At 43.8% G+C, this 26,721-nt stretch carries 28 protein-coding genes, 1 tRNA gene and 1 pseudogene; 10 read left to right on the forward strand and 20 right to left on the reverse strand.

The features are described 5' to 3' along the window. Positions 1-4: 4 nt before the first annotated feature. The 9 genes from larC to FRZ06_08755 all read right to left on the reverse strand — a co-directional run bounded on the left by larC (position 5) and on the right by FRZ06_08755 (position 8,439). Positions 5-1,354, reverse strand: coding sequence for a nickel pincer cofactor biosynthesis protein LarC (gene larC / locus FRZ06_08715; GenBank protein QOX63429.1), 1,350 nt, complete (start codon positions 1,352-1,354; stop codon positions 5-7). 21 nt (positions 1,355-1,375) lie between these two features. Next, a complete protein-coding gene (larB, locus tag FRZ06_08720) occupies positions 1,376-2,122 on the reverse strand; it encodes a nickel pincer cofactor biosynthesis protein LarB (protein ID QOX63430.1) in 747 nt (248 codons plus the stop codon). 129 nt (positions 2,123-2,251) lie between these two features. Next, the gene (locus tag FRZ06_08725) at positions 2,252-2,977 is read right to left on the reverse strand and encodes an ABC transporter ATP-binding protein (protein QOX63431.1); all 726 of its coding nucleotides are present in this window, start codon (positions 2,975-2,977) and stop codon (positions 2,252-2,254) included. Between the two features lie 69 nt (positions 2,978-3,046). Next, a complete protein-coding gene (cbiQ, locus tag FRZ06_08730; protein QOX63432.1) occupies positions 3,047-3,850 on the reverse strand; it encodes a cobalt ECF transporter T component CbiQ in 804 nt (267 codons plus the stop codon). Further along, a complete protein-coding gene (locus tag FRZ06_08735) occupies positions 3,838-4,851 on the reverse strand; it encodes a cobalamin biosynthesis protein CbiM (protein ID QOX63433.1) in 1,014 nt (337 codons plus the stop codon). Before FRZ06_08735 ends, cbiQ begins: the two co-directional genes overlap by 13 nt. 278 nt (positions 4,852-5,129) lie before the next feature. Beyond that, positions 5,130-5,876: a ribonuclease HII gene (locus tag FRZ06_08740; GenBank protein ID QOX63434.1), complete on the reverse strand. Its 747-nt coding sequence runs from the start codon at positions 5,874-5,876 to the stop codon at positions 5,130-5,132. A gap of 81 nt (positions 5,877-5,957) precedes the next feature. Beyond that, on the reverse strand, positions 5,958-6,803 hold the full coding sequence (gene ylqF / locus FRZ06_08745) for a ribosome biogenesis GTPase YlqF (GenBank protein ID QOX63435.1): 846 nt from the start codon (positions 6,801-6,803) through the stop codon (positions 5,958-5,960). 117 nt (positions 6,804-6,920) lie between these two features. Next, a complete protein-coding gene (locus FRZ06_08750) occupies positions 6,921-7,268 on the reverse strand; it encodes a 50S ribosomal protein L19 (GenBank protein QOX63436.1) in 348 nt (115 codons plus the stop codon). Between the two features lie 280 nt (positions 7,269-7,548). Beyond that, on the reverse strand, positions 7,549-8,439 hold the full coding sequence (locus FRZ06_08755; protein QOX63437.1) for a tyrosine recombinase XerD: 891 nt from the start codon (positions 8,437-8,439) through the stop codon (positions 7,549-7,551). A 154-nt stretch (positions 8,440-8,593) separates the two neighbouring features. Here FRZ06_08755 and spoIIM point away from each other — a divergent pair, with 154 nt between their 5' ends. Further along, entirely contained in the window at positions 8,594-9,214 is a 621-nt protein-coding gene (spoIIM, locus tag FRZ06_08760) for a stage II sporulation protein M (protein QOX63438.1), read from the forward strand. Here spoIIM and FRZ06_08765 read toward each other — a convergent pair. From FRZ06_08765 to FRZ06_08785, 5 genes are all read right to left on the reverse strand, one after another. Further along, positions 9,168-9,716 carry an NUDIX hydrolase gene (locus FRZ06_08765; GenBank protein QOX63439.1) on the reverse strand — a complete coding sequence of 183 codons (549 nt, stop codon included), beginning with the start codon at positions 9,714-9,716 and terminating at the stop codon, positions 9,168-9,170. The two genes, spoIIM and FRZ06_08765, sit on opposite strands and share 47 nt — an antisense overlap. Before the next feature lie 79 nt (positions 9,717-9,795). Then, entirely contained in the window at positions 9,796-10,599 is an 804-nt protein-coding gene (gene proC, locus FRZ06_08770; GenBank protein QOX63440.1) for a pyrroline-5-carboxylate reductase, read from the reverse strand. Positions 10,600-10,603: 4 nt separating this feature from the next. Beyond that, complete coding sequence (proB, locus tag FRZ06_08775; GenBank protein ID QOX63441.1) at positions 10,604-11,407, reverse strand: glutamate 5-kinase; 804 nt, start codon at positions 11,405-11,407, stop codon at positions 10,604-10,606. Positions 11,408-11,409: 2 nt separating this feature from the next. Beyond that, entirely contained in the window at positions 11,410-12,843 is a 1,434-nt protein-coding gene (locus tag FRZ06_08780) for an adenylosuccinate lyase (GenBank protein ID QOX63442.1), read from the reverse strand. Positions 12,844-13,027: 184 nt separating this feature from the next. Continuing rightward, complete coding sequence (locus tag FRZ06_08785; protein ID QOX63443.1) at positions 13,028-13,288, reverse strand: stage V sporulation protein S; 261 nt, start codon at positions 13,286-13,288, stop codon at positions 13,028-13,030. A gap of 491 nt (positions 13,289-13,779) precedes the next feature. Between FRZ06_08785 and FRZ06_08790 the strand changes: the two genes are divergently transcribed. From FRZ06_08790 to FRZ06_08800, 3 genes and pseudogenes are all read left to right on the forward strand, one after another. Next, positions 13,780-14,778 carry a hypothetical protein gene (locus FRZ06_08790; GenBank protein ID QOX63444.1) on the forward strand — a complete coding sequence of 333 codons (999 nt, stop codon included), beginning with the start codon at positions 13,780-13,782 and terminating at the stop codon, positions 14,776-14,778. A gap of 265 nt (positions 14,779-15,043) precedes the next feature. Then, positions 15,044-15,925 (forward strand): annotated as a pseudogene (locus FRZ06_08795) (serine/threonine protein phosphatase). Between the two features lie 101 nt (positions 15,926-16,026). Continuing rightward, on the forward strand, positions 16,027-17,307 hold the full coding sequence (locus tag FRZ06_08800) for a glutamate-5-semialdehyde dehydrogenase (protein ID QOX63445.1): 1,281 nt from the start codon (positions 16,027-16,029) through the stop codon (positions 17,305-17,307). Between the two features lie 126 nt (positions 17,308-17,433). Here the strand turns inward: FRZ06_08800 and FRZ06_08805 are convergent, their stop codons facing one another. Continuing rightward, positions 17,434-17,859: a DUF3842 family protein gene (locus FRZ06_08805; GenBank protein QOX63446.1), complete on the reverse strand. Its 426-nt coding sequence runs from the start codon at positions 17,857-17,859 to the stop codon at positions 17,434-17,436. Positions 17,860-18,159: 300 nt separating this feature from the next. On the opposite strand from FRZ06_08805, the gene FRZ06_08810 reads away from it, so the two are divergent. The 5 genes from FRZ06_08810 (at position 18,160) to FRZ06_08830 (ending at position 22,885) form a co-directional block, all read left to right on the forward strand. After that, the gene (locus tag FRZ06_08810; protein QOX63447.1) at positions 18,160-18,714 is read left to right on the forward strand and encodes a DUF4342 domain-containing protein; all 555 of its coding nucleotides are present in this window, start codon (positions 18,160-18,162) and stop codon (positions 18,712-18,714) included. A gap of 33 nt (positions 18,715-18,747) precedes the next feature. Beyond that, on the forward strand, positions 18,748-19,440 hold the full coding sequence (locus FRZ06_08815) for a response regulator transcription factor (protein QOX63448.1): 693 nt from the start codon (positions 18,748-18,750) through the stop codon (positions 19,438-19,440). Between the two features lies 1 nt (position 19,441). Beyond that, complete coding sequence (locus FRZ06_08820; GenBank protein ID QOX65884.1) at positions 19,442-20,962, forward strand: sensor histidine kinase; 1,521 nt, start codon at positions 19,442-19,444, stop codon at positions 20,960-20,962. Positions 20,963-21,209: 247 nt separating this feature from the next. Next, entirely contained in the window at positions 21,210-21,524 is a 315-nt protein-coding gene (locus tag FRZ06_08825; protein ID QOX63449.1) for a DUF2325 domain-containing protein, read from the forward strand. 164 nt (positions 21,525-21,688) lie between these two features. Beyond that, positions 21,689-22,885, forward strand: a complete 1,197-nt coding sequence (locus FRZ06_08830) for an aminotransferase class I/II-fold pyridoxal phosphate-dependent enzyme (protein ID QOX63450.1) — start codon at positions 21,689-21,691, stop codon at positions 22,883-22,885. 7 nt (positions 22,886-22,892) lie between these two features. Here the strand turns inward: FRZ06_08830 and FRZ06_08835 are convergent, their stop codons facing one another. The 5 genes from FRZ06_08835 to FRZ06_08855 form a co-directional block, all read right to left on the reverse strand. Then, entirely contained in the window at positions 22,893-23,918 is a 1,026-nt protein-coding gene (locus tag FRZ06_08835; GenBank protein ID QOX63451.1) for a methylated-DNA--[protein]-cysteine S-methyltransferase, read from the reverse strand. Between the two features lie 250 nt (positions 23,919-24,168). Then, positions 24,169-24,519: a hypothetical protein gene (locus FRZ06_08840; protein QOX63452.1), complete on the reverse strand. Its 351-nt coding sequence runs from the start codon at positions 24,517-24,519 to the stop codon at positions 24,169-24,171. A gap of 159 nt (positions 24,520-24,678) precedes the next feature. Then, a tRNA-Arg gene (locus FRZ06_08845) sits at positions 24,679-24,755 on the reverse strand. A gap of 122 nt (positions 24,756-24,877) precedes the next feature. After that, positions 24,878-25,213, reverse strand: coding sequence for a branched-chain amino acid transporter AzlD (locus FRZ06_08850; protein ID QOX63453.1), 336 nt, complete (start codon positions 25,211-25,213; stop codon positions 24,878-24,880). Next, complete coding sequence (locus tag FRZ06_08855) at positions 25,210-25,926, reverse strand: branched-chain amino acid ABC transporter permease (protein ID QOX63454.1); 717 nt, start codon at positions 25,924-25,926, stop codon at positions 25,210-25,212. The genes FRZ06_08850 and FRZ06_08855 overlap by 4 nt, the downstream gene beginning before the upstream one ends. A 175-nt stretch (positions 25,927-26,101) precedes the next feature. On the opposite strand from FRZ06_08855, the gene FRZ06_08860 reads away from it, so the two are divergent. After that, the gene (locus FRZ06_08860) at positions 26,102-26,629 is read left to right on the forward strand and encodes a hypothetical protein (GenBank protein QOX63455.1); all 528 of its coding nucleotides are present in this window, start codon (positions 26,102-26,104) and stop codon (positions 26,627-26,629) included. Positions 26,630-26,721: the final 92 nt, after the last annotated feature.

Here is a 26,721-nt window from a genome sequence, read left to right on the forward strand (position 1 = left end):
CTTATTATTTCATAAACTTCATTTTTACGATTTCATAAACTTCATTCAACGAAAGATTCTTCTCTGCAGCAATTTTTGCGCAATCTTCATATTCCGGCTGGACTCGCTCCAGCCCGGAGACGCTAACCAATTTCACACGCACCTCTCCAAGCTCCGTTTGAACGGTACTAATTTTTCGATCAAGAGTAATCCGCTCTGTTTCCCGAATGCGGATCCCTATGGTGGCGGTTTCTTTGAAGATAAGCTCGGACAGTTTCTCCGAATCCTCTTTTTTGCAAATCACTGATAACATCGTTGCAGGCCGGTTCTTTTTCATCTGAATCGGTGTGAAATATGCATCCAGCGCACCTGCATTCAAGAGCCGTTCTGCGGTATATCCTAAAGCCTCACCGCTGGTATTATCGATATTGGTCTCCATCAGGATCACCTGATCCCGAAGTTTGCCATCCTTTTCAATGGATCTTGTTCCCAGAATGGCCCGAAGGGCATTCAATCTTCCGGTGTCTGTTTTTCCAAAGCCGTAGCCCACCGATTCAACCAGCATTTCCGGCATTTTGCCGCAGCCTTCCGTTATGGTCTTCAAGATTCCAAATCCAGTTGGCGTAACCAGTTCTGCCTGAATATCCTCCGTCACAATAGATATTCCGCTGCCGCCCAGCATTTTGATCACCGCCGGTACCGGTACCGGAAGTCTGCCGTGTCTGCAGTGAATAAAACCCTGACCTTCATGTACTGGTGAGCAATATATTTTATCGACCTGAAGCATGTCGATACAGATAGCAGCCCCGACGATGTCAACAATGGAGTCGATTGCCCCTACCTCATGAAAATGAACCTCTTCCACCGTTTTTCCGTGTACTGCAGCTTCCGCTTTGGCGATTTCCGTAAACACTGCAATGGCTATTTCCTTAGCCCTCTGACTGATTTCGCTGGACTGGATGATATGGCTGATGTCACCCAAGCTTCTTTCCCTGTTGTCATGGCCGTGACTGTGCTCAAGGTCACAATCAGCATGATCACTGTGGCCATGGCCGTGGCTATGATCATGGCTGTTTTGATGCTTGCCATTTTCATCACGACTGTGATTATGGCTATGATCGTGGTTGTGCCCATTACAAGGAATGTCTCCATGATCATGCACACATTCGGCTTCACCGTTGAGGCGCACCGTCACATCGGTTCCACTTATGGAAAAGCGGTTCACTTTTTTAATCTCTATCTGATAACCTTTGACTCCGAGCTTTGCGATCTCCTTAATTACGGCTTCCGGGTTCAGGCCGAGATCGATCAGCGCAGCGATGCTCATGTCGCCGCTAATTCCAGCAAAGCAGTCAAAATAAAGGATTCTTTCCATTCCAATCTCCTACATGCAATTTTACAATTGATTGATTTTTGCGGCCAGATGGCCTGCTCCAAAGCCGTTGTCAATATTAACGACAGCAACGCCTGCTGCACAGCTGTTAAGCATGGTCAGCAATGCTGAAATGCCTCCAAAGTTTGCTCCATATCCGACACTGGTTGGTATGGCTATGACAGGCTTGTCCACAAGACCGCCCACCACACTGGCAAGCGCTCCCTCCATCCCCGCTGCAACAATGACCACATTGGCAGCCCGAATTCGATCCAGCTTGCTGAACAATCTGTGGATTCCTGCAACACCTACATCATAGATCCGATCCACTTTATTTCCCATCACTTCAGCGGTAAGCGCTGCCTCTTCCGCTACTGGAATGTCAGAGGTTCCAGCGGTAACCACTGCAATGATTTTATCCGAACGAAGAGTTTGATTTCTTTGGACAACAATCACCCTAGCCTCTGGATGATATATCGCCTCCGGAGCAACCTCCGTCACTTTGTCATAAACCTCCCTCGAAGCTCTTGTAGCCAAGATATTGGCATTGCTCTCCATCATCCTGTCCATGATGGCTGCCACCTGATCCGGAGTTTTCCCTTCACAATAGATCGTTTCGGGATGACCTGTACGAATATTCCTGTGTTCATCTATATTTGCAAACCCGATATCCTGAAAGGGCAATTCCTTCAGCTGCTCCACAGCCGCTGAAATGGATACCTCGCCCTTGGCTACCTTGTCTAAAATACTGGTTAAGTATGTTTGATCCATGTTTCTTTCCCCTGTCCCCTTTCATTCCAGTGAATATCCGCATCTGGTAAGTCCTTCCACACACAGAGTTTCAGAGTCACTGAGTACTAGAAAATTTTATATGATATCCGGTAAAATGTCAAAATATATCTATTTTCTGATCTGCAGGCTAAGTGGGAGCTCCAATCCCGAACGATCCATCAACTTATCGTCAAGGAACAGCTCCATAGGTGCTCCATCAGCAATTATTTCTCCCCGGCTCATGATGATAACTCTGTCACAGAGATCAAGTACCAGATCCAGATCGTGGGTCGCAATCAATTTTGTATGGGGCAATTTTTCCATGGCCAAAATGAAGTTTCTTCTGCTCTTGGGATCCAGATAGGAGCTGGGTTCGTCGAGAAGCAATACTTCCGGATTCATAGCCAACACAGCGGCGATCGCAACGTTTCGTTTTTCTCCGCCCGAAAGCTTGTGAGGTGCCCTGTCTTTAAGATGTCCGATCTTCATGATTTCTAACGCGGTATCGGCCATCACCGTTATTTTTTCCGGTGGATAGCCGAAGTTTCTAGGGCCGAATGAAATGTCATCATATACCCTGGCCATAAATAGCTGATCATCTGGGTTTTGAAACACAAAACCGACCTTTTTGCGAATTTCTACTAAGGTCCCTTTTCCGACTGCCGTACCATCGATCTCAATTTTCCCCTCCATCAGGTTATACAGCCCAACAATCAGTGCCAGCAAGGTTGACTTTCCTGCACCATTTGCTCCCACCACTGCGACATTGGTTCCTTTTTGAATATCAATTGAGACATGATTCAATGCCCGGTGTCCGTCCGGGTAACAGAAACCGATATTTTTTATTGTTATCACACCGGCACTCCTTCCATATCTTATATCTTCACCGCATTTCCGCAGTGATTCGCTTTGTATTATTGATTATTATTGACCGAAAAGTCTTCCGACTATCAAACTGAAATTGCACCACCGTAAGATAAAAAAGCAAATGCAGAGTCCGAAACAGAATATCAGATCCGAGGTTCCTGCGTTGCGAGACCCCGCAAAATGATAATCACCGTCAAAACCCCTGCATTTCATTGCGAGATAAACTCTTTCTGCCCGGCCATAGCTTCTCAGCAGAAGCTGGCCTAAAAAGGTTCCCATATGGTCAAGCGCTATTCCGTTCTGCCTGATGGATCTTAAATGATAAGCATTCATCATGCCAGATGCCTCAGATATCAGAATGGACAGATAGCGAACGGTCAGCATCAGCTGCATGACGAAAATTTTGGGCACTCTGATTCTAACAAGCTGCCTTGCAAGCTGATCCATCGGTGTTGTAGCAACCATAATCAAAACAGCCATAACCGTAAGAACTGTCTTAAGAAGAATGGACAGAAAGGATAGAAGGCCATAGGAAACAGGAATACCAATGAGTATGAATGCCGTCTCTCTGTCTAGAATGGGATTGGACAGGCCCGCAAAAAAAGAAAAAGGCAGTGCGATCAACAATCGTGAGAGCACTGATTTATATGGAATTTCTCCGATTGCCATCATCAGGATCGGATAGATAAAAAACGGAATCAATCCGCTGATTTGATGACGTTCAAAGGAGATTACAACCACCAGAAAAAAGATGGTTGTAATCATTTTTGCCATAGGATGGATCCGGTGAAGTACCGTAGACCCGTCCGACAGCTCCTCCAGAGACTGTATTTTATTGAGTGAATCCGTTAGCTTTGACATTTTACCTTCTTCTTCTTCGATCTTGTAATCAGATAGCCTGTCAGGGCTGCAAGTCCAAGAGTGATACTGCCTCCCACAATTCCTGAGACAGAGGTTCCGGCTGCAGCGCTTTCCTCACTTCCGCCCTTAAACCCGTAATCCGGCAGAAATGCAAAGAGTTGCTGTATGCCTGCCGCCGTATTATGCGCGGCACTGTCAGATTCAAGTTCTGCCGTGCCTGCAACTCCCTCCATGGACCATTCCAGTCCGTCGGGGTTTCCGGATGCAAACAGGGAAACAAAACCGCCGATTACGATTGCAGCTGCCAAAAGAATAACAATGACCCTTTTGCTCTGCATCTTCGGGTTAGGGACCTCCTCATTGTATCCGTCAAGAAGCACGGGATTTGACTTTAATACAAAGCTGAGCACCGCAGCGGTTGCAATTCCCTCGCCAAGTCCGATTGCAAGGTGGATGGGCTGCATGAGCAGCACAAAGGATCCAAAGGGAAGCTCAGTAATCCCTGAAATCAGCGTCTCCAAAACCACAGCGAAAGCCCCCAGCTGCAAACCGACGACCACCGCCGAGATGGATGCAGCGCTTATCCTTTTTGCTGTAAAATTTTTATGAATCATTGCCTTATAAATAAAAGGATACGCTATGTAACATGCAAAAAATCCCATATTGAAAATATTACAGCCCAGCGCCAGCAAGCCTCCGTCAGCAAAGAACAGCGCCTGTATCAGTAGTACTGCGGAAATAACCAGAAAAGCCGCATGAGGGCCCAATAAGGCGGCAAGCAGAATGCCTCCACCGATATGTCCGCTGGATCCTGTGGCAGGAATGGTGAAATTAATCATCTGGCCTGCAAATACGAAGGCACCCATCACTCCCATTAAAGGAACTTTTTTATCATCCAGTTCTTCTTTTACTTTTTTTGCCGAATACCCGATGGCTCCGGCACTCACTGCGAGCATTACGCCGCCTACCGCTGGCGTAATCAAAGCATCTGCCATATGCATACTTGACACTCCCTTTCTTTACAACAAAAAATACCATGGGGACAGGAGCCTGTTTCAACAGCTCAGCTAATCGCCTTCATGGCACGGGTCTTTCCGGAAAAAGCGTATTTTCAAATACTCGTTTTGCGTGGGGAAAGATTCCACTTGCAAAATACTTGGAGTGCCTTCATGACACTTAATTACAACATGATTATACACGGACGAACTTTTACTGTCAACGGCACGGCGCCCCAATTTGCAAATTTACGGCTCCGCGATCCGCCCGAAAGAAATCCGCATTAAATAAACGTTACCTGAATCTCCGCTTCATTGAAATCTTCCTCGGAATTGTCTGCTGTTGCTTCTTCCTCTTCTTGAGCAAAATAGCTCTTTAAAAAGGACCTGCGATGAAGGAGGCACGTTCCATAGCAATTGATCCCTTCATAATGAGCTTTCGTTCCATATCCTTTGTTTTGATCAAAGGCATACTGTGGAAACCGCTCATGGTATTCCTTCATCAGCCGATCCCTTGTCACCTTTGCAACAATGGAAGCGGCAGCGATAGAAACGCTGATACTATCTCCCTTTATAATACCCTTTTGTGGGATTGGCATATCCTTCAAGGTCAGGGCATCGATTAATATGTAGTCGGGTTTCACTGACAACCCATCCAAAGCCTTTCTCATAGCCAGCTTGGTGGCTTCCAGAATGTTAATTTCATCAATGACATAGTTATCAGCAATGCCGATGCCGTATGCCACCGCGTTTTCAAGAATTGAATCGTAGAGACTTTCTCGCTTTTTTTCCGACAGCTTCTTGGAATCATCCACCCCGAGAACCTTGAAATCCCAGGGCAAAATTACTGCCGCGGCCACGACCGGTCCTGCCAATGGACCTCGTCCGACTTCATCGACTCCTGCTATAAATCGAACACCGGTCTGATACAGCTCCTGCTCCACCCGCATCATCTCACCAAGGCGTTCCCGTGCTTTCTGCTCTCGTTCTTCTTTTTTCATACTACGTACCTCATAAAGCTGAGTAAGCATTGCTTTTTGCGCAAAACATCCACGGATGATTCCGCATTCATAGGCTCATCCCAGATTCACAGCCCTTGCTGCGTTCACATACTAATCCCGAGGAGCACTCTCCAAGGTAATTCTGCCTATGGCTCCCGCACGAAATTCATCCAGAACAGTCCTTCCGGTTCTTTCGTAGTCAATCCGTTTTCCCGACTGGATAAAGCCTCGCTTTTCAGCGATCTTTTCCATCGTTTCCAGCCCGGTTTCTCCGACTTCCTCAAGCTTGTACCGCTCTTTCAGAAGTTCTGGATAATCCTCCTGTAGTACCTTGATCAACTCCAGCGCAAGGCTCGCCACATCAAGAATCTCATCCTTGATGGATCCGCAGAAAGCCAGATCAAGACCCGCTTTTGGGTCCTCAAATTTGGGCCAGAGAATTCCAGGTGTATCCAAAAGCTGCATACCATTTGCGATGTTGAGCCATTGTTTTCCTCTTGTAACACCCGGCTTATTCCCTGTCTTAGCACTTTTTTTCCCTGTCAAACGATTGATCAGCGATGATTTTCCTACATTGGGTACGCCCACGATCATCATACGAAGAGACTTTTTAAGAATCTTGTCCTCATTTTTTGCGTCCTGAATAGAGGTAAGAAGTTTCAACAGCTGCGGTATGCCATTTCCCGTCATGCAGTTCATTTGCAGTACTTCAAACCCTTGTTTTTTGAAATATTCAACCCATGCTTCATTTCCTCTGCCGTCGGCAAGATCACTCTTATTCAGAATCATAATTCGGCGTTTACTTTTGATCAGCTCATCGATGATGGGATTTCTGCTGGATACGGGAATCCTCGCATCCACTACTTCAACGACAATATCCACCATCTTCAGATTTTCCTGAATCAGTTCTCTGGTCTTCTTCATATGTCCGGGATACCAATTAATATGCTCCATCATTTCTTACCTCCTTTCTATCACGAAAATGCGGTGTGCCCTCTGTACTCCCTTTTTTATCGAATAGCAATATCACTCCTATTCGATAAAAAAGGGAACCTACAGGCTCCCTAATTTGCTTTATTTATTATCTTTGCTCTTAATCTTAGCTGCTTTTCCGGTTCTTTCACGCATATAGTTGAGCTTCGCTCTTCTTACGTCTCCGGATCTTACTACTTCAATCTTGTCAATTCTGGGAGAATGAAGCGGGAAAGTTTTTTCAACACCTACGCCGGAAGCAATTCTTCTGACAGTAAATGTTTCTCCAAGTCCGCCGTTCTGTCTCTTAAGAACAAAGCCTTCAAAGATCTGAATTCTTTCTCTTGTGCCTTCCTTGATCTTAATGTGTACCTTTACTGTATCACCAACGTTGAACTTTGGGATATCTTCTCTCACATAGTCCTGTGCGATCATTTGCATTATATCCATATTATTTCCTCCTTTCCTCATAGACGTTCTTGGTATCCATCCTCTTACCCATTATGATTTTCATAAAAAAACGCAATTTAGGTAAGTTCTATATCCAGAGGACCGCCCGTAATACACCGTTTAATATCTTAACACAGCCATTGATATAAATCAAGCTGTTTTTCAAAGTGTTTCGATCTATTTTTTCTTTTTATTACATAGTGCTTCACTTTACCCCATAGTTTAAGAAACGCTGATTGCATGGGGTGTGCGCTTGTAATGAATCATTGCTTCCCTGAGTTTAAGCCCTTGGATGCGCTCTGTCATATACTTCCTTGATCCGATTCTTAGATACAGACAGATAAATTTGCGTTGCGGTGATGTCCTCGTGTCCCATAAGTTCCTGAAGGGATTTTAAATCCGCTCCGTTCTGAATCATATGTACTGCAAAAGAATTTCTCAGAGTCTGAGGAGTCAGCTTGTTTTCCAGTCCCGCAAGAGCGGCATACTCCTTGAGTAATTTCCAAAGCCCCTGCCTCGTAAAACGTCCACCGGTATAATTGACAAAAAGTGCTTTTTCAGAACTGTTTTCATCTTTTAGCAATTTTCCCCGTACATCATAAATATATTCCTCAACGGCTGCTCTTGAGGGCCGTCCCATGGGAATAATCCTTGCTTTTCCATGTTCTCCGGTGCAGGTAACAAAACCCATTCTAAGATTAACCTCGTCCAGATTCATCTCCACTACTTCGCTCACGCGAATTCCGGTAGCATAAAGCAGTTCCAAAATCGCCTTGTCCCGCAAACCCTTCAAAGACTTGTCCGGTGAAGAAAGAAGTATTTCAACCTCCTCAATGGTCAAATATTCGATGGATTTTCGTTCAATCCTAGGGGATTTTATATTTACGGTCGGATTTACTGCCACATGATTTTGTTGGAGCATAAATCCATAGAACGCACGCAGAGATGCAATTTTCCGATTAACCGTCGCAGCTGATTTCCCTTCATTTTTCAATTTCAAAAGAAATGAAACAACCTCTGTGTTACTGGCATCGGAAAGAGAAAGCCCCTGCTTGTCCCGGATCATATCGGCAAATTCCTGAACATCACGCTTATAAGCGTCCAGTGAGTTTTGTGCCATTTTCTTTTCTGCTGATAGGTAGTTCATAAAGTCATTGATAAATCCGTTCATTTGGCTCTCCGTAACTGATTGATTCGCCGCATCTTATGCTGCATCTAAAGTATATCGCAAGAGCAGCGTGTTTACAACAGGGTGGGGCGAAAAACATGTACTAAAATCCTTGTCTCACTCATAATTTGTAAAGAAGTACAAAGGAGGGTTCCCTATGAAACGTAATACAGTAAATAAAGCTTCCGACCTGATTATGTCAAGCCCAGCGAGCTTCGTCGCAGCTTTGTTTTTCTTTGTTTTGGGCTTATCAGCGGGAGTATTTACAGAACTTATGATGACCAGCGCAGAGAAGGAAGGTATGATTTCCTATCTTGACAAGTATTTCTTTCTGTCAAATCCGAAGGATCTTGCCTTTACAGATATTTTTATGAACTCAGCCGGAAACAATCTCGGACTTCTGATTATCATATTGCTTTCCGGTATGGCTGCTATCGGCTTTCCCATTGCTCTGGCTGCCCTCGTTTACAAAGGGATGGCTTTGGGCTTTTCTGCGGCTCTGCTGATTGATTCCATGAATTTCAAAGGAGTCGCAATCGTATTTACGTCCATGATCCCCCAAAATCTACTGATTATCCCCGCCATGATCCTAGCATGCGTTGCGGCTTTGAATATTGCTTTTCACACCATATCCAACCGAAAATTTGGAATCAAAAAGAGCTTGGCAGAAAGCTCAGGCTCTTATTTGTTTCTCAATCTTTTATTTGCAGTTGCCATCTTAGGAGGCTGCTTTATTGAATCGTTCCTTTCGCCATTATTGACTCGGTTAATAGTATAGCGGCGATGGTTTTTGCATCCTCGATTTCATTGCTGAAGATCATTTGCTTGAGTTCAGCCAGCTCATATTCAAAGATGTCGATGGCTTCATTTTCATCAAATTCTGTCTCTCCCGGAGAAAGGTCTGTGGCTAGATAAAGGTAAATCACTTCCGTGGAATAGCCGATGGAGGAATAAAAAGAGGTTACAAACTCAATCTTTCCAGCTGTATATCCAGTCTCCTCCTTCAGCTCCCGTGCTGCCGTAAGGCGGTGATCTTCACCCTTTTCAATCTTCCCAGCCGGCACTTCCAGTACAGCCTTTTCTGCTGCCTTCCGGAATTGTTTCACAAGAACCATCTTTCCTTCAGCGGTAATTGCTGCAAGGGCGACGCCGCCGTTATGCTCCACAATTTCCCGGTAAGAAGTTTTTCCGTCCTTCACCTCAACCTTGTCCTTCCGGAGATTCAGAATCCGGCCTTCATAGATCCTTTCACTCGATATGGTCTTTTCTTCAACGATCATAGTCTCTACCCCATTTCCATTCTCCAATTATTGTTATGGTGCCCTTAAAAGAATACCCAAATCAGCTTAACGGCAATCTCTATTTCGTCATGGCTTTTGACTTTTGAGCAGCTGCGTTAAACGCATCCTGCACATTGCTGTAAAATCCGTTGCCTTGGAGTACTTTCACCGCTTCGATGGTAGTCCCTCCCGGCGAGCAGACATTCTCCCTCAGTGTCACTGGATCGACTCCAGTCTCAAGAACCATTTTGGCTGCGCCCAGTACCGACTGAGCCGCAAAGACCAACGCCTTTTCTTTGCTCATGCCCCCTGCAACAGCTGCATCAATCAATGCTTCAATGTACATATAAGTATAGGCCGGACTGCTTCCACTGACACCGATCACCGTGTCAATCAGGTTTTCCGAGACAACTTCGGCTTTCCCCACGGATCGAAACAACTCAGAAACAGCGTCAAATTCGTCGTCGGTTATGCTGCTATTTCTGCAAAGCGCGCTCATTCCCTCATTGACCATTGCGGGAGTATTGGGCATCACTCTGACGATTTTGATACCGGAAGCATCAACAAGCTTTTCCATATAGGAAATACTGATCCCGGCTGCAATGGATACAAGAACTTGATGCGCTTGATATAACCCTCCAATTTCTGGCAGGAGACTATCGAAAATGCCTGGCTTAACAGCCAGTACAATCGCATCTGCGTTTTTCATCAGTTCCTCCAGGCTTTCGCAGGGTGTAATCCCCTGTTCATCAGCAAGTGCCTGCAGCTTTTCCGTATCCTTATCGTAGGCAAAGAGATTTTTCAGCTCTGCGGGATGCGCTGTCATGTACCCTTTGATCAGCGCCGTACCCATGTTGCCCGTTCCAATAAAACCAAATTTCATATTCCTACCTCCCCTGGCAGAAAAAGATTGTTCCCTTTTCGGTGCCATTGATTGCATTCACCAGAATATCCTTTTTCTTGCCGTTTACAAGAAGCATTGAAATACCGTACTCATTAACTCTACGGGCTGCCTGTATTTTCGTAACGATACCTCCTGTTCCAAAGGCACTTGTTCCTCTGGAATCGATCTCGGTAAGCAAACCATCAATGTCATAGACTTCTTCGATGAGTTCTGCATCCTTATGATCCTTGGGATTTTTATCAAATACGCCGTCAATATCGCTCAGAATGATCAGCAGGTCGGCATTCCACAGATTTGCTGTAAGTGCGCCAAGCGTGTCATTATCTCCAATCTTGATCTCATCTACACTGACGCTGTCATTTTCATTGATGATTGGAATAACGCCTTCGTCAACCAGAGTAAATAATGTATTTCTGATATTGAGCGTTCTGATGTGATCACCAAAATCTTCTCTCGTTAGGAGCATCTGTCCTACATGAAGTTCATAATCAGCAAAATACTCCTTATATGCATTCATCAGTTCGACCTGACCGATTGCGCATAATGCCTGCTTATAATTAATGTCTCCTCTGCGGCTCCATTTATTGATCGCTGCAACACCGCAGATTCCTGCGCCTGAGGAAACGATGATTACCTGCTTCCCCTCTCTGTACAAACCTGCAACCTGCTCAACGATATTATGAAGCGTCTCCTTATTTACAAAACCTTCATCATCAGATAACACATTGCTTCCTATTTTAATTACAATTTTTCTGCTGTCTTGAATTAAATCTCCAATTGCACTCATTCTTAAACCCTTAATTCTACCTCTCCGCCAATTTCATCACTGTATTGATCTACAATCGGCTTGATATATTCTTCAATCAGTTCTACCGTCTGATCTGCTGATCTTCCAATATAGTCTTCCGGCTTTAGAAGATCCTTGATTGCTTCCAAGGAAAGACCAAAAACTTCGTCTGCAGCAATCCGCTCCAACAGATCGTTGTTCAGTCCCTCGTCTTTGACTCTGGCTCCCGCAGCCATAGAGTGTTCCCTGATTCTTTCATGAAGTTCCTGCCTGTCTCCACCCTTTTTCACAGCTTCCATCAAGATGTTCTCTGTGGCCATAAAGGGAATCTCATTCATAATATGCTGCGTGATTACCTTTTCATGAACCACAAGACCGGTGGAGATATTTCTGCAGATATCCAGAATCCCGTCAGTTGCCATGAAAGCCTGCGGGATTACGATTCTTCTGTTTGCCGAATCGTCCAGCGTTCTCTCAAACCACTGAGTGCTTGCAGTGTCTGCCGTATTTCCGATGCAGTTCATTACAAACCGGGCAAGAGAAGCAGCGCGTTCACTTCGCATCGGATTTCGTTTATACGCCATTGCTGAGGAACCAATCTGCTTGGTTTCGAATGGTTCTTCAACTTCTTTCAGATGCTGCAAAAGTCTGATATCATTGGTCATCTTATGAACGCTCTGCCCGATGCCGCTGAGCATGGAAAGGACCATAAAATCGAGCTTTCTGGTATAGGTTTGTCCCGACACCGCGACAGCTTTTTTAAAGCCCAGACCATCCACCACCATGGAATCCAGCTTTCTGACCTTTTCCATATCTCCGTCAAAGAGCTCCACAAAGCTGGCCTGTGTTCCGGTTGTACCTTTGACTCCAAGAAGCGGAAGGGTTTCAATCAATCGTTCACATTCCAGATAGTCAAAATAGAAATCCTGAAGCCAGAGGGAAGCTCGTTTTCCTACGGTAGTTAGCTGGGCAGCCTGAAAATGAGTGAATCCAAGACACGGCAGATCTTTATATTCCAATGCAAAACGGCTCAGCTGATTCATCAGGTTTACCAGTTTTTTGCGAATTACTTCCAAAGCTTGCTTCATCACAATAATGTCTGTGTTATCTCCCACGTAAGCACTGGTAGCACCAAGGTGAATGATCGGCTTTGCTTTTGGGCACTGCAGACCATAGGCATAAACGTGGGACATTACATCATGTCTCGTTTCTCTTTCTCTCTTTTCCGCTTCTTCATAATTAATCTTATCTTTAAACTGCTTCATCTCATCGATCTGTTCATCCGTAATCGGCAGGCCCAGGGCCTTTTCCGCCTCAGCCAGAGCGATCCACAAGGTCCTCCAGGTACCAAATTTTACGTCGGAGGAAAAAATGCGGGCCATCTCTTTGCTCGTATATCTAGTGATCAGCGGGTTTTCGTATCTGTCCGTACTCATTTCAATATCTCCATTTTCATTCTATTTAAAAAAGCATATTAATGTTAACAATAAATTATATACTTGTTGCTATCTAAAATCAAGAATCCTAGCTTTTGTTTCTGATAAAATGCATCGGAATGCACCAATTATGTAAAAGAGACTGCGCGAATGCGCAGTCTCTTTGAATTTTCCGTACAGAAACCTATCTCGGCTCAATAATTAGCTTGATTGCAGTCCTTTCTTCGCCGTCTATCAGGATATCGGTGAATGCGGGTATGCAAATCAGATCAATTCCGCTTGGTGCAACAAAGCCTCGTGCAATAGCAACTGCCTTGATCGCTTGATTCAGAGCTCCTGCTCCGATCGCCTGTATCTCAGCCCCCCCTTTTTCCCTCAAGACGCCTGCCAATGCTCCTGCTACTGAATTAGGATTTGACTTCGCTGATACTTTTAGTACTTCCATTGTTGTAACCTCCCTAAATACTTGTTATAATTTCCCTTTTGAATAGGTTTTGCTCTACTATATTCTTTGTTCTTGTGCTTATTCCTTTTTTTTCATGCGAAAAATCGTTCGACAGCAAAAAATTTTTTTATTAATTTTTTGTCGAAGACTTGCATTTCATATCACAATTAGTTATAATGTGTTCGTGGTTATCCCCCTGATAACCTCATTAATCTCTAATCCCAATACCCCTTTTGAACAAAACAAACTGCTCCCCTGCAGTTTGTTTTGTTTTTTGCGCTTTCGTGCTAAAATGAAACAGAAGCCCTATTTTCCAGTGTTCAGAAGGCACTATTACCTCGAACTAAGCAAGAAGAGCAGAAAACTTGTGGATTAAAGCCACTGGGTAAGGGGTATCTAACTACCAAACAGACGATGAATTTTTATGAGATCACCAATAAGTTACAAAAAATATTAATAAAAATCAATACATAAAAAAAGGAATATAAAATATGTACTGTATCAACGAAAGCTATCAGGAAGATTTTTATGAATCCAATATCTACCGATTTTATTTCGGGGATCTGAATGTCGGTGTTATCGATATTGAAACTACAGGTCTAAGCCCAGATCGGAGCCAATGCATTCTGGGTGGTATCGTGCTGCCAGAGGAAAACGGAAAAAAGGCGTACCAGTTTTTAGCCGAATCCAAAGAAGAGGAAGCAGAAGTTCTGCGTACTTACTTTCAGAAGTGGAAGGATCTTGACGTGGTCGTAAGTTATAACGGAGATCATTTTGACCTTCCCTTTTTAAGCAGGCGAGCAAGATATAACCGCATTCCCCGAGAAGAGCTTCCGATTTTTCTCAGCATAGATCTATATCGAATCCTGGATCAGCATTCACCGTTCAGAAAGATGCTTCCAAATTTAAAACAGAAAACTGTAGAAACGTTTCTGGGGCTTTGGTCAGACCGCAGCGACGAAATCTCCGGTAAAGAAAGTGTTGAATTGTATTATCGATATATGCGAACCGGTGACCCTCAGCTTCGTGACACAATCCTGCTTCACAACAGAGATGATCTGCTTCAGCTCTCCCGCCTGATCAAGGTATTTGACAAGCTGGATCTGCACAAGATCGCTTTTCATACCGGATTTGCTGTTTCGTCAGGAGAAAAAAGAGCCTATATTAAAAAGCTGGTGTTACAAAAAAACATTCTTACCGTTTCCGGGATACATAAAAATACGTCGCTGGACTATAGAAGCTACCATGAGAGCCACGAAGCGCTTTTTTCAGCTAAGCAGAAAGATTTTTCTGTTCGCGTGCCTTTAAAGAACATGAATGGCTATTATTGCGTGGATTTGGAGGATTTTCCGTTTCAACTTGGCGAATTGGAAAAACATCCCGGTTATCAAAGCGGCTATCTGCTGATCAGCAGCCAGGATGAAGTGAACTACGGAGAAACCAATCATCTTGCAAAACTAATTCTGCGCGAGATTCTCAAAGAGCTGTAGTACGGCTTTTCCTGAAAGCAACATCCATAGAGGGGCTTCCTTTCTTCAGAAAAGATTCCTGCATAGAAAACTGTTTCCAAGCATAAATTGGTTGGTAATTTGACTGTCGATTTGTGTTATAATAATTGCACATACGAAACAAAATCCGATGGGTTTTGTACGAATGCAATTATTGTATCGGTGTGCAGCAAACCGGAGCTGCGGTTTGCACGGATGATAGAATAATCGCACATAATCTATTAAATATTAAAAGGAAACCAACGTTATGAGAACCCGCGCAAGATTGGATTCTGTTTTTGAGAGGGCCTTTCCCGTGCCCTTTGACGATAATTCCAAATTTGTTTTTTTTGGCGATGTGCACAGAGGCGATGACAGCCTTTCTGATGAATTCGGGAGAAATCGCCATATCTACTACCATGCGCTGAATTATTATTATCAAAATGATTTTACTTATGTCGAGGTCGGTGACGGTGATGAGCTTTGGGAACATCCTCATTACGAACATATCCGTTCCGCACACGTCTCAGTTTTTGAGCTTCTAAAGGGCTTTCACAAGTCCAACCGGCTGCTCATGCTCTTCGGCAATCATAACATGCAGCTGCGGGATCCAAAATATGTAAAGGAAAATCTATATCACATATACGACGAGTACTTGGATCTGAAGGAAGATCTGTTTCCCGGCCTCTATGTGCACGAAGCATTGCTAATGAAGCATCGTAACAGTGGTCAGGAGGTTTTCGTGGTCCACGGGCACCAGGGTGACCTGATCAATGACCAGCTTTGGAGAGTATCATACATTTTAATACGCTACATATGGAAGTTCCTGCATGTCATGGGTGTAAAATATGCCGCAAGTCCAGCCAAAAACCGCACAAAAAGGCACAAGATTGAAAAGAGCTACAATAAATGGAATGAGCAGCGTGATATTATGATTATCTGCGGCCATACCCACAGACCAAAATTTCCTTCTGCTGGTGAAACATCCTATTTTAATACCGGATGCTGCATTCATCCCCGGGGAATCACATGTCTTGAACTGATGTACGGAAAAATCATGCTGGTTTCTTGGAATATGCATAGTAAGAGGGATGGCACCGTTTATATTAAAAGAACCCTTGTCAAAGGACCTGAGCCCATTGCCAGCTTCGCATCCAATGAAAAGCGAAAAGAAGCAGTGAAAAAGCAGGCGAATGTAAAAAAGGCGTATCATATTTTTAGGAGCCTATTTTAATCAGAAGGAGAATGAATATGTCAAATATTATTGAAATCACGAGACAAATCAAGATCGACAGTACGCAGATGAGCCTTCTTGGGGGTGATCTCAGAAATCAGGCTCTTGCTGCGATTGCAACTGCCCTTGAAGAGAATAAAGAAAAAATCTTCGACGCGAATAAAATAGATCTGGATAAAGCAGCAAAAGCAGATCTTGCATCTCCCATTGTCAAGCGACTGAAATTTGACGAACATAAGCTGGCAGACGTAATCGCTGGCATCAATAGTCTGATCACATTAAAAGACCCTCTATGGAATAAACTCATGGAACGGGAGCTTGATACAGGGCTGACTCTGAGCAAGGTCACCTGCCCCATCGGCGTCATTGGTGTGATTTTTGAGTCAAGGCCCGATGCTCTTGTTCAAATCGCAACCCTTTGTCTGAAAAGCGGTAACTGCGCTATTCTCAAAGGAGGAAGCGAGGCTGCGCACACCAATAAAGCTCTCTTTGAAGTCATATACTCTGCCGGAACCAACAGCGGAGTGCCGAAAGGGTTCCTTACTCTCATCGAGAACAGAGCGGAAATAGATGAGCTGCTGAAATGCCATGAAGCCATTGATCTTCTGATTCCCAGAGGCTCCAATGAATTCGTTCAATACATCATGTCCAACTCCAAGATCCCCGTAATGGGTCATGCAGACGGTGTTTGCCATATCTACGTTGATGAAGCAGCCGACATTAAAAAGGCAATCCCAATTATTGTGGATGCAAAAACCCAGTATGTTGCTGCCTGTAATACTGTGGAAACGCTGTTGGTTCACAAAGAGAAGGCTGGGGAATTGCTCCCGCTGCTGAAAGCTGCTTTTGACGAAAAACTAGTAACCATCAGAGGCTGTCAGAAAACCAGGGAAATCATCTCCTGCGAAGCTGCTGCAGATGTAGATTTTGATACGGAATATCTGGACTATATCATCTCTATTAAATTGGTTGACGGCATCGATGAGGCAATCTCCCATATTAACCGATATGGTTCTCACCATACGGACAGCATTATTACAGAGGATGCCGCTGCAGCAGAAAAATTTATGCTCTTGGTTGATTCAGCAGGCGTATATCAAAACTGTTCCACCAGATTTGCGGACGGCTTCCGTTACGGCTTTGGCGCAGAGGTTGGCATCAGTACCGGAAAGCTGCATGCCAGGGGTCCTGTAGGTTTGGATGGTCTTGTTACCTACAAATTTAAACTATATGGAAACGGCCAGGTAGTTGCTGATTATGCAGATGGAAGAAGCTCTTTTCACTTTAAAGATCTTTAATCGTATTCTGAATTAAATAAAATACAAAACCCCTCGCTTCGAGTTGTAGATGAAGTACGCATCTCCAGCTTTACAGCGAAGGGTTTTTTTATGATACCAGCTTTCCTCACCGGAATCGGATTTTTCTCACCGGATTCCCTGATGGTTCACAACGTATTCCCTGATGGTTCTCACCGCATTGTCAAGATGTATGCTGAGAGGAACCTCTTCTACACTGACCACATGTATATTGCAGCGGTTGATGGGAAGGAGTACCTTATATGCACGGCTTTCACCGATGGCTTGTGCCATTTTGGGGCTCAATTCCCCCATCATAGAATTCGCATTAATAATAGCAATCACGCCCACCACAACATCTACGGATTTCATATTGTGTGCGATGGCATTCTCTCCAGTGGCGCCATCGTCTGCCCCTGCCCGCAGCATCTGTCCTGTTGCGGCCGAGTTTGTCCCCAAAGCCAAAATCTCAACATTGGGTAATGCAGCCTTTAATTTTTCAACGATTGCACGGCCAATCCCGCCGCCCTGCCCGTCTACCACAGCTATTCTCATAAATCAACCTCGTCTTTCTAGTACATCGTATTCTAAATAATTGTTAGAAACTGCAGGATAAATTTAATTTTAATACGCTGTACTATATGAAATTATTATATTGGATGATTTGCTAAAAATCAATCTTTAGGGCAGTAAAACCGACTGATTCTGGACTTTTTTACCGTTCCATGCTATTCTGATACTGAATTCAAGGCATTTTCAATCTCATTTTAATCGTTTTTTAATTTTCGTTAAAGGAGCTTTGAAGGTTTGTTTCTTATAATAAAACCATAATCAATCATATAGGAGGATAAAATTATGGTAACTTTAGAACAAGTAGAAAAGCTTCGTGAATATGCGGATATATCCTATGATGAAGCAAAAGCAGCCCTGGAAAACACAGGTGGAGATATTCTTCAAGCGTTGATCGATCTGGAACGGCAAGGCAAAGTAAAGCCACCCCAGGGCGGCGGCCAGTATCGTTCGGGAAGCAGTGCAATTGTATGCAGCCAGCAGACCGAAGAAAGCAGCTACAATAACAGTCAGTCGTCCCACAGCACCGGAGAAAAGTCGGCATTCAACAAAAACATGAGACGTTTTTTTGCCTGGATGGGAGATGTGCTTCACAAAGGTAATGTAAATTCCTTTGTGGTAGAAAAAGACGGTAATTCTGTCATGAGACTTCCCATCTCCGTTTTAGTTCTCCTGCTTCTATTTGCATTCTGGGTGGTGGTACCGCTTCTGGTAGTCGGCATGTTCTTTGGCTTCCGTTATCTCATCACAGGTCCGGATATCAAGGGCAGCCGCGTCAACGATGCCATGAACAGCGTGGCTGACGCAGCAGAAGAAATCAAAAAAGATATTAAAAATTAGCCGGAGAAAAGCCGGCCATAATGGAGGGCATTTATGCAGGAACGAATATTGATCGTGGAAGACGAAGAAAAACTGGCGCGGTTCATCGAGCTGGAGCTCAACTTTGAAGGGTATGTGGTGGAAAAGGCTGCCGACGGCAGGACTGGCCTCTCAATGGCCCAATCAAAGGAGTATGATCTGATTGCACTGGATGTTATGCTTCCTGGCCTTAACGGTTTTGAAGTGCTCAGAAGAATCCGCCAGACCTCTTCCGTTCCGGTCATCCTGCTGACTGCCCGAGACGATACCATGGACAAAGTTGCAGGGCTTGACGGAGGTGCCAATGATTATATCACAAAGCCCTTTGCCATCGAAGAACTGCTTGCCAGAATCCGTGCAGTATTAAGAAATTCAGGCGCGGCCAAAGAAAGCGTCAAAGCAGCGGAACATACCATCACAGCAGGGGATCTCAAGTTGAATTTAGACAGCAGAGAAGTCTGGGTTGGAACTACACCGGTGGATTTGACAAAAAAGGAATTTGATCTTCTGGCTTATCTCGTACAGAATAAAGGTCTGGTCATGAGCCGGGATCGTCTGCTTGACAGTGTTTGGGGCTATGATTTTGTCGGAGAAACCAATGCCATCGATGTATATATCCGCTATCTCCGTGCTAAAATCGAAGAGCCCTTTGGCTTAAAAATAATTCAGACCATACGAGGAGTAGGATATATTATCCGTGAACAGTGATATGGAAGATCAAAAAAACAGTGGCGGCAATTCGGCAAACGACAAAAATGCTGATCCCAGCCCATCCGGTAGAAATCAAGCAAACGGCAATGCAGCAGAAAGCACTGGCAGAGCTAGCTTCTCTCTTGTAATGAAGCTGAATCTGCACACAATTTTATATACATTTGGGGTATTGTTAACGGTAAATATTGTGCTTTGTCTTGCTGTAATGTCTCTCACTCTATGGAAAGCGGAGGATCGTACTGCCGCTTTGATGGAGGAATTTTCTCCCCGGGATACTACAGTAATGGAATTTAGATTTGTACCCGCCGATCCGGACTCGGCGGGTATCCGTCTCTTGAACGAGGTAAACAGGTTTACTCCCCTTTCGAATTATCAGGTTACTCGATGGATTTGGTTTGATACAACCACCAAACATCCTCTGAAAACTTTGAAATACAGGATGGTTTTTGAGCAGGAAAAGACTGCTGTAATCTACCCTATCGGTATGATTTTAGCAGACTACCTAAGACTTTTATACGCCTTGCTGATTTTGGAAGCCCTGATTCTGTTAACCGGAATCGCTAAGGGACGGCGCGAAATACGAAGAATTCTCAGACCTCTGCTTGTTATGACCAAACAGGCACAAAACCTCAGCGCATCAGCTGCAGGAGATTTGCAGGCCAATGAAATGAAACGGCTTAGAGAACTGGCCGGAACAATCAGCAATATCGACGCAACAAAGCTGGATAAACGTCTTTCAGTAGATGGCACGCAAAATGAACTAAAGGATTTGGCCAACGCCATTAACAGTATGCTGAACCGTATCGATGAAGCATATCGTTCGCAAGTACGCTTTGTTTCTGACGCATCCCATGAACTTAGAACTCCTATTTCAGTGATACAGGGCTATGCAAATCTGTTGGATCGCTGGGGAAAAAATGATCAGGCAACACTTCAGGAAGCCATCGATGCCATTAAGAGTGAAGCGGAGAGCATGAAGGATTTGATTGAGCAATTACTCTTCCTTGCACGGGGAGACAATGAAACCCTTCATCTCGACCTTGAAGTCTTTAATTGTTCTGAAATGATAGAAGAGATATTCAAGGAGACACAGCTGATCGATACTCTGCATACGTTCCGCATGAAAAATGACACATTAGCTTTTGTCAATGCAGACCGTCAGCTCCTGAAGCAGGCGATGCGGATACTCATTGAAAATAGTATTAAATATACTCCTGCAAACGGAGAAATCGTCGTATCAATCGCAGATGATTTGGATTTGATAAGAATTTCAGTACAAGATAACGGAATCGGCATTGATCCGGAAAATCTCCCCTATATCTTTGACCGTTTCTACAGGTCTGATGAATCTCGTGCCAGAAAAACCGGGGGATCCGGCCTTGGTCTTGCTATTATGAAATGGATCATCGATCGTCACGGCGGTACCATCGAGGTTATCAGCCGTAAGGATATCGGTACCAGAACCACAATCTTGCTCCCCAAGGTTACATTACAAGATTCATTTGAGCAGACTCCATAACAGGGGCCTGCTCTTTTTCAATGTCATGTAATATTTTTTTCTGTATCGAGTATTTTGCTCTTTTTCTATGTTTACTGATTCTTCACTTTTTTCTGTTGACAACCCTTGTTGTGGATGCTATAGTGAAACCATTATAGTTAGTTAATCCTAACTATTTATTTGGAGATTTGGTTAGTTATGCCTAACCGCGATCCGTATCATAAATCTATGCAGAATCAAACATTAAATATTGAAAACGGAGGTTAATATGAGTATCGTAATTATCGGGGGACACGACAGAATGGTCTGTACTTACAAAGAAATATGCAAGAAATACAAATGTAAGCCAAAAGTATTTACACAGATGCCCTCAAACATGAAAAACTTGATTGGAAATCCTGACCTATTGGTACTTTTCACAAATACAGTGTCTCACAAAATGGTTGAGAATGCGGTGAAAGCGGGTGAAAGAAGCGGAGCTAAGATCGTTCGTTCTCACAGCAGCAGTGCTTGTGCTCTAAAAAGCATCCTTGACGAGCATCTCTGCACCAATTGCGGCATGTGTCCTAATACGGTAAATTAAATGATAATAATTTCTAACTTAAACTAAAATAATGATCCCTTCTCAGTCACTGATAACTTTCCATTCACTTTGACATTTAAAAAAAGCGTGTTATAATGATAGCATTACACGCAAAACATATAGGTTTACTATGGAATATATGCATTTTAAGGAGGCGATCAATTATGACAAAACGCAGCTATGGAAATCATTTAGGATTTCAGACAAAAGCAGTACATTCTGGAAATGATGTAGATGGTGAAACCGGTGCGATCCGTCGTCCTATCACAATGGCAAACAGTTATGCTCTTCCCGATGATCCTTCAGAATTAAATTGGAGCAGCTCCGGAGGAAAGCCCATCTATACCCGCAATGGCGGTGCAAATCAGAATTATCTGCAGGATAAGCTGAAAGCACTTGAAGGCGGCGAGGATTGCGTCGTACTGGCCAGTGGCGTAGTTGCATTATCGGGCCTTTTCTTTGCCCTTCTTAGGTCAGGAGACCATATTGTCTTCTCAAATATTACCTACGTTGCTGTCTATCGTCTGCTGAAAGAGCTTCATCCTGAGAAGTATGGGGTAGAAACAAGCCTGGTTGATACCTCTGATATTGAAAAAATCAGAGCAGCCATCCGACCCAACACGAAGTTAATCCATATTGAGACGCCGGGGAATCCCACAACACAAATCAGTAACATAGCTGCCATTTCAAAGCTAGCGCATGAGAATGGAGTACTGCTGTCCGTGGACAATACGTTTGCTTCCCCCTATACGCAAAGACCACTTGAACTTGGAGCGGATCTCGTTATAGAAAGTCTTACAAAGTACATCAATGGTCACGGTGATGCAATGGGCGGTGCGGTAATCGGAGCACGACTCCTGATTGAAAAAATACGTTCAGATTCCATGGTGAATCTAGGTGGTACGATCAGTCCCTTTAATGCTTGGCTTATCATGCGGGGTGCAGTCACTCTGCCGCTGCGCATGAGGGAGCATAACAGCAATGCACTTGCCATTGCCGAATATCTGGAGAAAAAAGATGGAGTTCGATTTGTCGCCTACCCCGGTCTAGAAAGTCATAAGGGACATGAAGTTGCAAAAAAGCAAATGATGAATGGCTTTGGCGGAGTTCTTTCCTTTGGACTCAATGCTGATCATGACACACACAATCGTTTTGTGTCTGCCTTGCAAATCATAACCTCAGCAGTTTCCTTGGGCCATGACGAAAGTCTTATTGTTTTCCTTGGCGAAAATGACGAGCGCCAATACTTATATCCCGAAGAATTCCATGGAGGTTTTTTCCGCTTCAGTGTCGGAATTGAAAACGCTTCGGATTTGATTCAGGATCTGGACCAGGCGCTAAAAGCAGTGGGCCTAGATTGAATACGTTTTACCGGTTCTGCTCCAACCGCAACAATTTTTCCTTAAGCGGTATCCCTCCCGCATAACCGACAAGGGAGCCATCAGAACCAATCACCCGATGACAAGGAATCATGATTAGGATTGGATTTTTGTTGTTTGCCATTCCTACTGCACGGCTTGAACCTGGATTTCCAATTTCTTCTGCGATCTGTTTATAAGAGCGAGTTTCACCATAGGGGATCCTCATTAATGCTTCCCATACTTTCTTTTGAAAGAGAGTGCCATGAGGCTCAAGTGGTACATCAAATACGATACGCTTTCCTGTCAGGTATTCTTTGATCTCAGATGCTGCTTGATCGGTCAAGCCTGTTTTGTTTTCTTCCGTATGAGGCGGGATGTGATTTCCATACAAAATTTTAATAATTGAACTGTTGCTGGCTGCGATTGTGATCTCACCAATGCTCGTTTTGTAAAGACCATAGGATCTATCCTCTGATTCCTTTGTTTTTTCGATCGCTTCTTCTCTATATGCTTTCGGCGTCATTCCGGTAGATTTGCGGAAAAAGGAGAAAAACGCAGACAGGCTCTCAAAACCAAGAGAAAATGCAATTTCTATCACCGGCAGAGTTGTTTTTTTCAGCTTTTCCTCTGCCGCTTTTCGTCTTAATAAGTTCCTATATTCTGTTGGGGTCATACCGTACTGCACTTTAAATATTTGGGTCATTCGATGCTCGGAAACACCAAGACACAGCAATTCATCGTATAATTTCTCCTTCTCGCAGAAGAACTGTTCAATTATGTTTTTCGCCATTAACCCTACCTCTTTCACCGGTTCATATTCCAAAAGATCTGGGCGACAGCGCTTGCATGGACGAAATCCCGCTGCAGCAGCGGCTTCACTGCTTGGGAAAAATACGATGTTTTTCCTTAATGGCGTTTTTGATTTACAGGAGGGACGACAAAATATCCCCGTTGATTTCACCGCATAAACGAACATGCCATCCGTATTGGCGCTATTATTGGTCAACGCCTCCCATTTTTCTTGATCCGTCACTTTCTCACCTTCCTTATCCTGCAGTTCAGCTCATGCCATATCGGTTGATTCTACCTGTCCTATTATATCAAATTAGCGTAATGAAATCTTACGGAATCTGAACATTCAATTCCTTGCGTATTCTTCGCATCAAAGAGAAAGGGCTCAAGATCTAAGATCCGAGCCCATTGCTATACAAGGAAACACTTATCAAATCAGTGCTTCTTTAGATTTTAATTCGTTCTAGGGGTCATAGCTTGTGTCTATAAACCTAGTACGGACAGCTCGGCGGGAATCCGCTTCTTACTTTCGTCCAGATTTTTGTTCCATAGTTCAGTGTGTTTGCTACCTGATAGATCGTATTCGCATCTGCAACTACCAATGACATGCTGCCGATATAATCATCGTTGGTTTGCGGTACGTCAACCCATTGGCCTATGATGCTATCTCCTACCCTATAGCCAATATATATATTTGAGAAGGGATAGGCTCCTAATGCACTGACGGACGCCCAGAAAATTTGGATGCTATCGCCTAAAATTACCTGGCGAAGATAGGTTGTAGAACCGTCATCTCCCAGCCAAGTTCCGGTTAAATCAAAAGAGTCATCCATTATGGTCATATTAAGTTGCCTCCTTACTGCCGATAACTCGACAGTTAACATATTATATTCGTCCCAAACGAGTTTGGTACTAGAGGCAGGGCTGACGGACGCTTTCGGGTTCGAATCCCTATCTAGTATAAAAAAAATACACTCACCGTAAAGATGAGTGTATTTTTTTGGTGCGCCCATAGGGATTCGAACCCCAGACCTTCGCATTCGTAGTGCGCGACTCTATCCAGCTGAGCTATGAGCGCATGTCCCTGTCTAACAGAGTACATCAATTATTATATAACAATAGTACTGGGATTGTCAAAAGAAAAATCTATTATTTTGTATAATTATTCCGTCTTTCTTCGACAGCGAAATTGTCTCTAATTTAAACAAAGATAAATTGTACGAGAAACATATACACAGCTGTCCCTCCGATAATACTTAGAAGATTGTTTTTGCGCCAAAGATGCAGTCCTACAACCACTGTTACCGCGATCAATTCCGGTATACCATGAGGCGCATTCATCATACTGACGTTTTTCAGGCAGTAAACGATCAACATCCCCATCACAGCAGGGGGCAGCACATTTCCGAGATAAACAATCACCTTTGGAATTTGACCGGATCTGCTGAATAAAAGAAAAGGAGCGGCTCTCAAACCAAAGGTCACAGCAGAAATTACAAGGATAATTAGTGCAGATGCTCCAAAAGTCAACGTCATTTTTCAAGGTCCTCCTCTCTGGTTTTCTCCTCCAGCTTCGGCTCAATTGTTTTCCGCATCAGCATTAGAGATAGGACAATCAAAACCATGGACGGTATGACAAGGTTGCCCGGACCCACAGCAAGCAAAGCAGCCACACTGCAAAAAACCCCTGTTATAGCGGGAATATGGGTGTGATAAAGCTTCCATTGGTCAATAAAAATAACGATAAACAGTGCCGTCATAGCAAAGTCCATTCCATGTGTATTGAACGTGATCAGCGAGCCGGCCAAGGCGCCGATAACAGAACCTGCAATCCAGTAGGATTGGTTAAGAAACGCTACACAGAGCAGGAATTTTTTGTCGTCTACATTCTCAGGCGGCTTGATTCCGCAAAGAAGAGAGTACGTTTCATCAGTCAGAGCAAAAGCCATATACCACTTTTTAAATCCCATCTTGCCGAAACGTTCCAAAAAAGACAGCCCATAAAAAATGTGGCGGAAGTTTACCACCAGTGTCATAATCGCAATTTGTATCAAGCCTAAACCGCCGCTGAAGAAGCTTACTGCAATGAACTGCATCGCTCCTGCATAAACAAACAGGCTGATAAAAAATGCCCATATGAAATTATACCCTGCATTCTGGAATAATAGGCCAAATGCAATTCCTATGGATAAGTACCCAAGCATAACTGGTATTGTATATGGAAAAGCTGTTTTAATTGCGTTCTTCATTGTATTTTCTCTTTCTAATTTGCGTTCTAAATTATCTTTCTCTTATCTTATTGGGAATGCTTTTAGGCTGCTACCAATGCCTGTCTCCAACTTTATTGTGCATAAGACCCTGTTTTATAGTATACTAATGAAAGCAGCTTTTTTCAATGTGTTTCTTGAAAGGGGATTAAGAGCAGTGAATAATATAAAAAAAGCAGGGATTATAACAGGGGCAGTCGTGGGAGGCGTAATTGGAGGAACGATATCGGTAATCGGTAAGGTAACCAAAAAGAAGTTCATCGACGAGCTGGGAGAAAGTGTCGTTGATTCAACGATATTAACTGGTGGTATTGCAGGCGAAATCGCAAGCGGTACAACCCACCTAATATCCGGAAAGATACAAAATCAGCAGGATAAGCTGGAGGAGGGCAAGACAGAGCTCAAATCTGCCGGAAGCCAAGTAGTTCATAATTTTGTGAACAATGTAAAAACAGTGGTTGATAACAGCGGAGAGATTCTGGAAGGTGTCAAGGAAAAAGACGGCAAGAAAATCCTGCGCGGCACGAAAACTCTTGCAAAAGTTGTTGCAGTAGGAGCCATAACGGTAGGAGCTATCAAGATTAAACCTGAGGATGATCTCACAGAATCTCCTAGCGAAGCAGTTCTCACAGAGAGTTCGAAAGCCGATACTACTTCCGATACAGGAGTACAAAAAACCATCTAACATAATAAATTAAGGACAGCAATTTGCAGTAATGCATGCTGTCCTTTTTATATCCTCAGTCAATCAATGTTATAATTAATCTGATCATTATC

The organism is Clostridiales bacterium, assembly GCA_015243575.1.
Classification (GTDB): Bacteria; Bacillota; Clostridia; order Peptostreptococcales; family Anaerovoracaceae; genus Anoxybacterium; species Anoxybacterium hadale.

Coding starts and splice junctions, on each gene's coding strand:
- larC (QOX63429.1), bottom strand. CDS start 1,354: ATGGAAAGAATCCTTTATTTTGACTGCTTTGCTGGAATTAGCGGCGAC.
- larB (QOX63430.1), bottom strand. CDS start 2,122: ATGGATCAAACATACTTAACCAGTATTTTAGACAAGGTAGCCAAGGGC.
- cbiQ (QOX63432.1), bottom strand. CDS start 3,850: ATGTCAAAGCTAACGGATTCACTCAATAAAATACAGTCTCTGGAGGAG.
- FRZ06_08735 (QOX63433.1), bottom strand. CDS start 4,851: ATGCATATGGCAGATGCTTTGATTACGCCAGCGGTAGGCGGCGTAATG.
- FRZ06_08740 (QOX63434.1), bottom strand. CDS start 5,876: ATGCTTACTCAGCTTTATGAGGTACGTAGTATGAAAAAAGAAGAACGA.
- ylqF (QOX63435.1), bottom strand. CDS start 6,803: ATGATGGAGCATATTAATTGGTATCCCGGACATATGAAGAAGACCAGA.
- FRZ06_08750 (QOX63436.1), bottom strand. CDS start 7,268: ATGGATATAATGCAAATGATCGCACAGGACTATGTGAGAGAAGATATC.
- FRZ06_08755 (QOX63437.1), bottom strand. CDS start 8,439: ATGAACGGATTTATCAATGACTTTATGAACTACCTATCAGCAGAAAAG.
- spoIIM (QOX63438.1), top strand. CDS start 8,594: ATGAAACGTAATACAGTAAATAAAGCTTCCGACCTGATTATGTCAAGC.
- FRZ06_08765 (QOX63439.1), bottom strand. CDS start 9,716: ATGATCGTTGAAGAAAAGACCATATCGAGTGAAAGGATCTATGAAGGC.
- proC (QOX63440.1), bottom strand. CDS start 10,599: ATGAAATTTGGTTTTATTGGAACGGGCAACATGGGTACGGCGCTGATC.
- proB (QOX63441.1), bottom strand. CDS start 11,407: ATGAGTGCAATTGGAGATTTAATTCAAGACAGCAGAAAAATTGTAATT.
- FRZ06_08780 (QOX63442.1), bottom strand. CDS start 12,843: ATGAGTACGGACAGATACGAAAACCCGCTGATCACTAGATATACGAGC.
- FRZ06_08785 (QOX63443.1), bottom strand. CDS start 13,288: ATGGAAGTACTAAAAGTATCAGCGAAGTCAAATCCTAATTCAGTAGCA.
- FRZ06_08790 (QOX63444.1), top strand. CDS start 13,780: ATGTACTGTATCAACGAAAGCTATCAGGAAGATTTTTATGAATCCAAT.
- FRZ06_08800 (QOX63445.1), top strand. CDS start 16,027: ATGTCAAATATTATTGAAATCACGAGACAAATCAAGATCGACAGTACG.
- FRZ06_08805 (QOX63446.1), bottom strand. CDS start 17,859: ATGAGAATAGCTGTGGTAGACGGGCAGGGCGGCGGGATTGGCCGTGCA.
- FRZ06_08810 (QOX63447.1), top strand. CDS start 18,160: ATGGTAACTTTAGAACAAGTAGAAAAGCTTCGTGAATATGCGGATATA.
- FRZ06_08815 (QOX63448.1), top strand. CDS start 18,748: ATGCAGGAACGAATATTGATCGTGGAAGACGAAGAAAAACTGGCGCGG.
- FRZ06_08820 (QOX65884.1), top strand. CDS start 19,442: ATGGAAGATCAAAAAAACAGTGGCGGCAATTCGGCAAACGACAAAAAT.
- FRZ06_08825 (QOX63449.1), top strand. CDS start 21,210: ATGAGTATCGTAATTATCGGGGGACACGACAGAATGGTCTGTACTTAC.
- FRZ06_08830 (QOX63450.1), top strand. CDS start 21,689: ATGACAAAACGCAGCTATGGAAATCATTTAGGATTTCAGACAAAAGCA.
- FRZ06_08840 (QOX63452.1), bottom strand. CDS start 24,519: ATGACCATAATGGATGACTCTTTTGATTTAACCGGAACTTGGCTGGGA.
- FRZ06_08850 (QOX63453.1), bottom strand. CDS start 25,213: ATGACGTTGACTTTTGGAGCATCTGCACTAATTATCCTTGTAATTTCT.
- FRZ06_08855 (QOX63454.1), bottom strand. CDS start 25,926: ATGAAGAACGCAATTAAAACAGCTTTTCCATATACAATACCAGTTATG.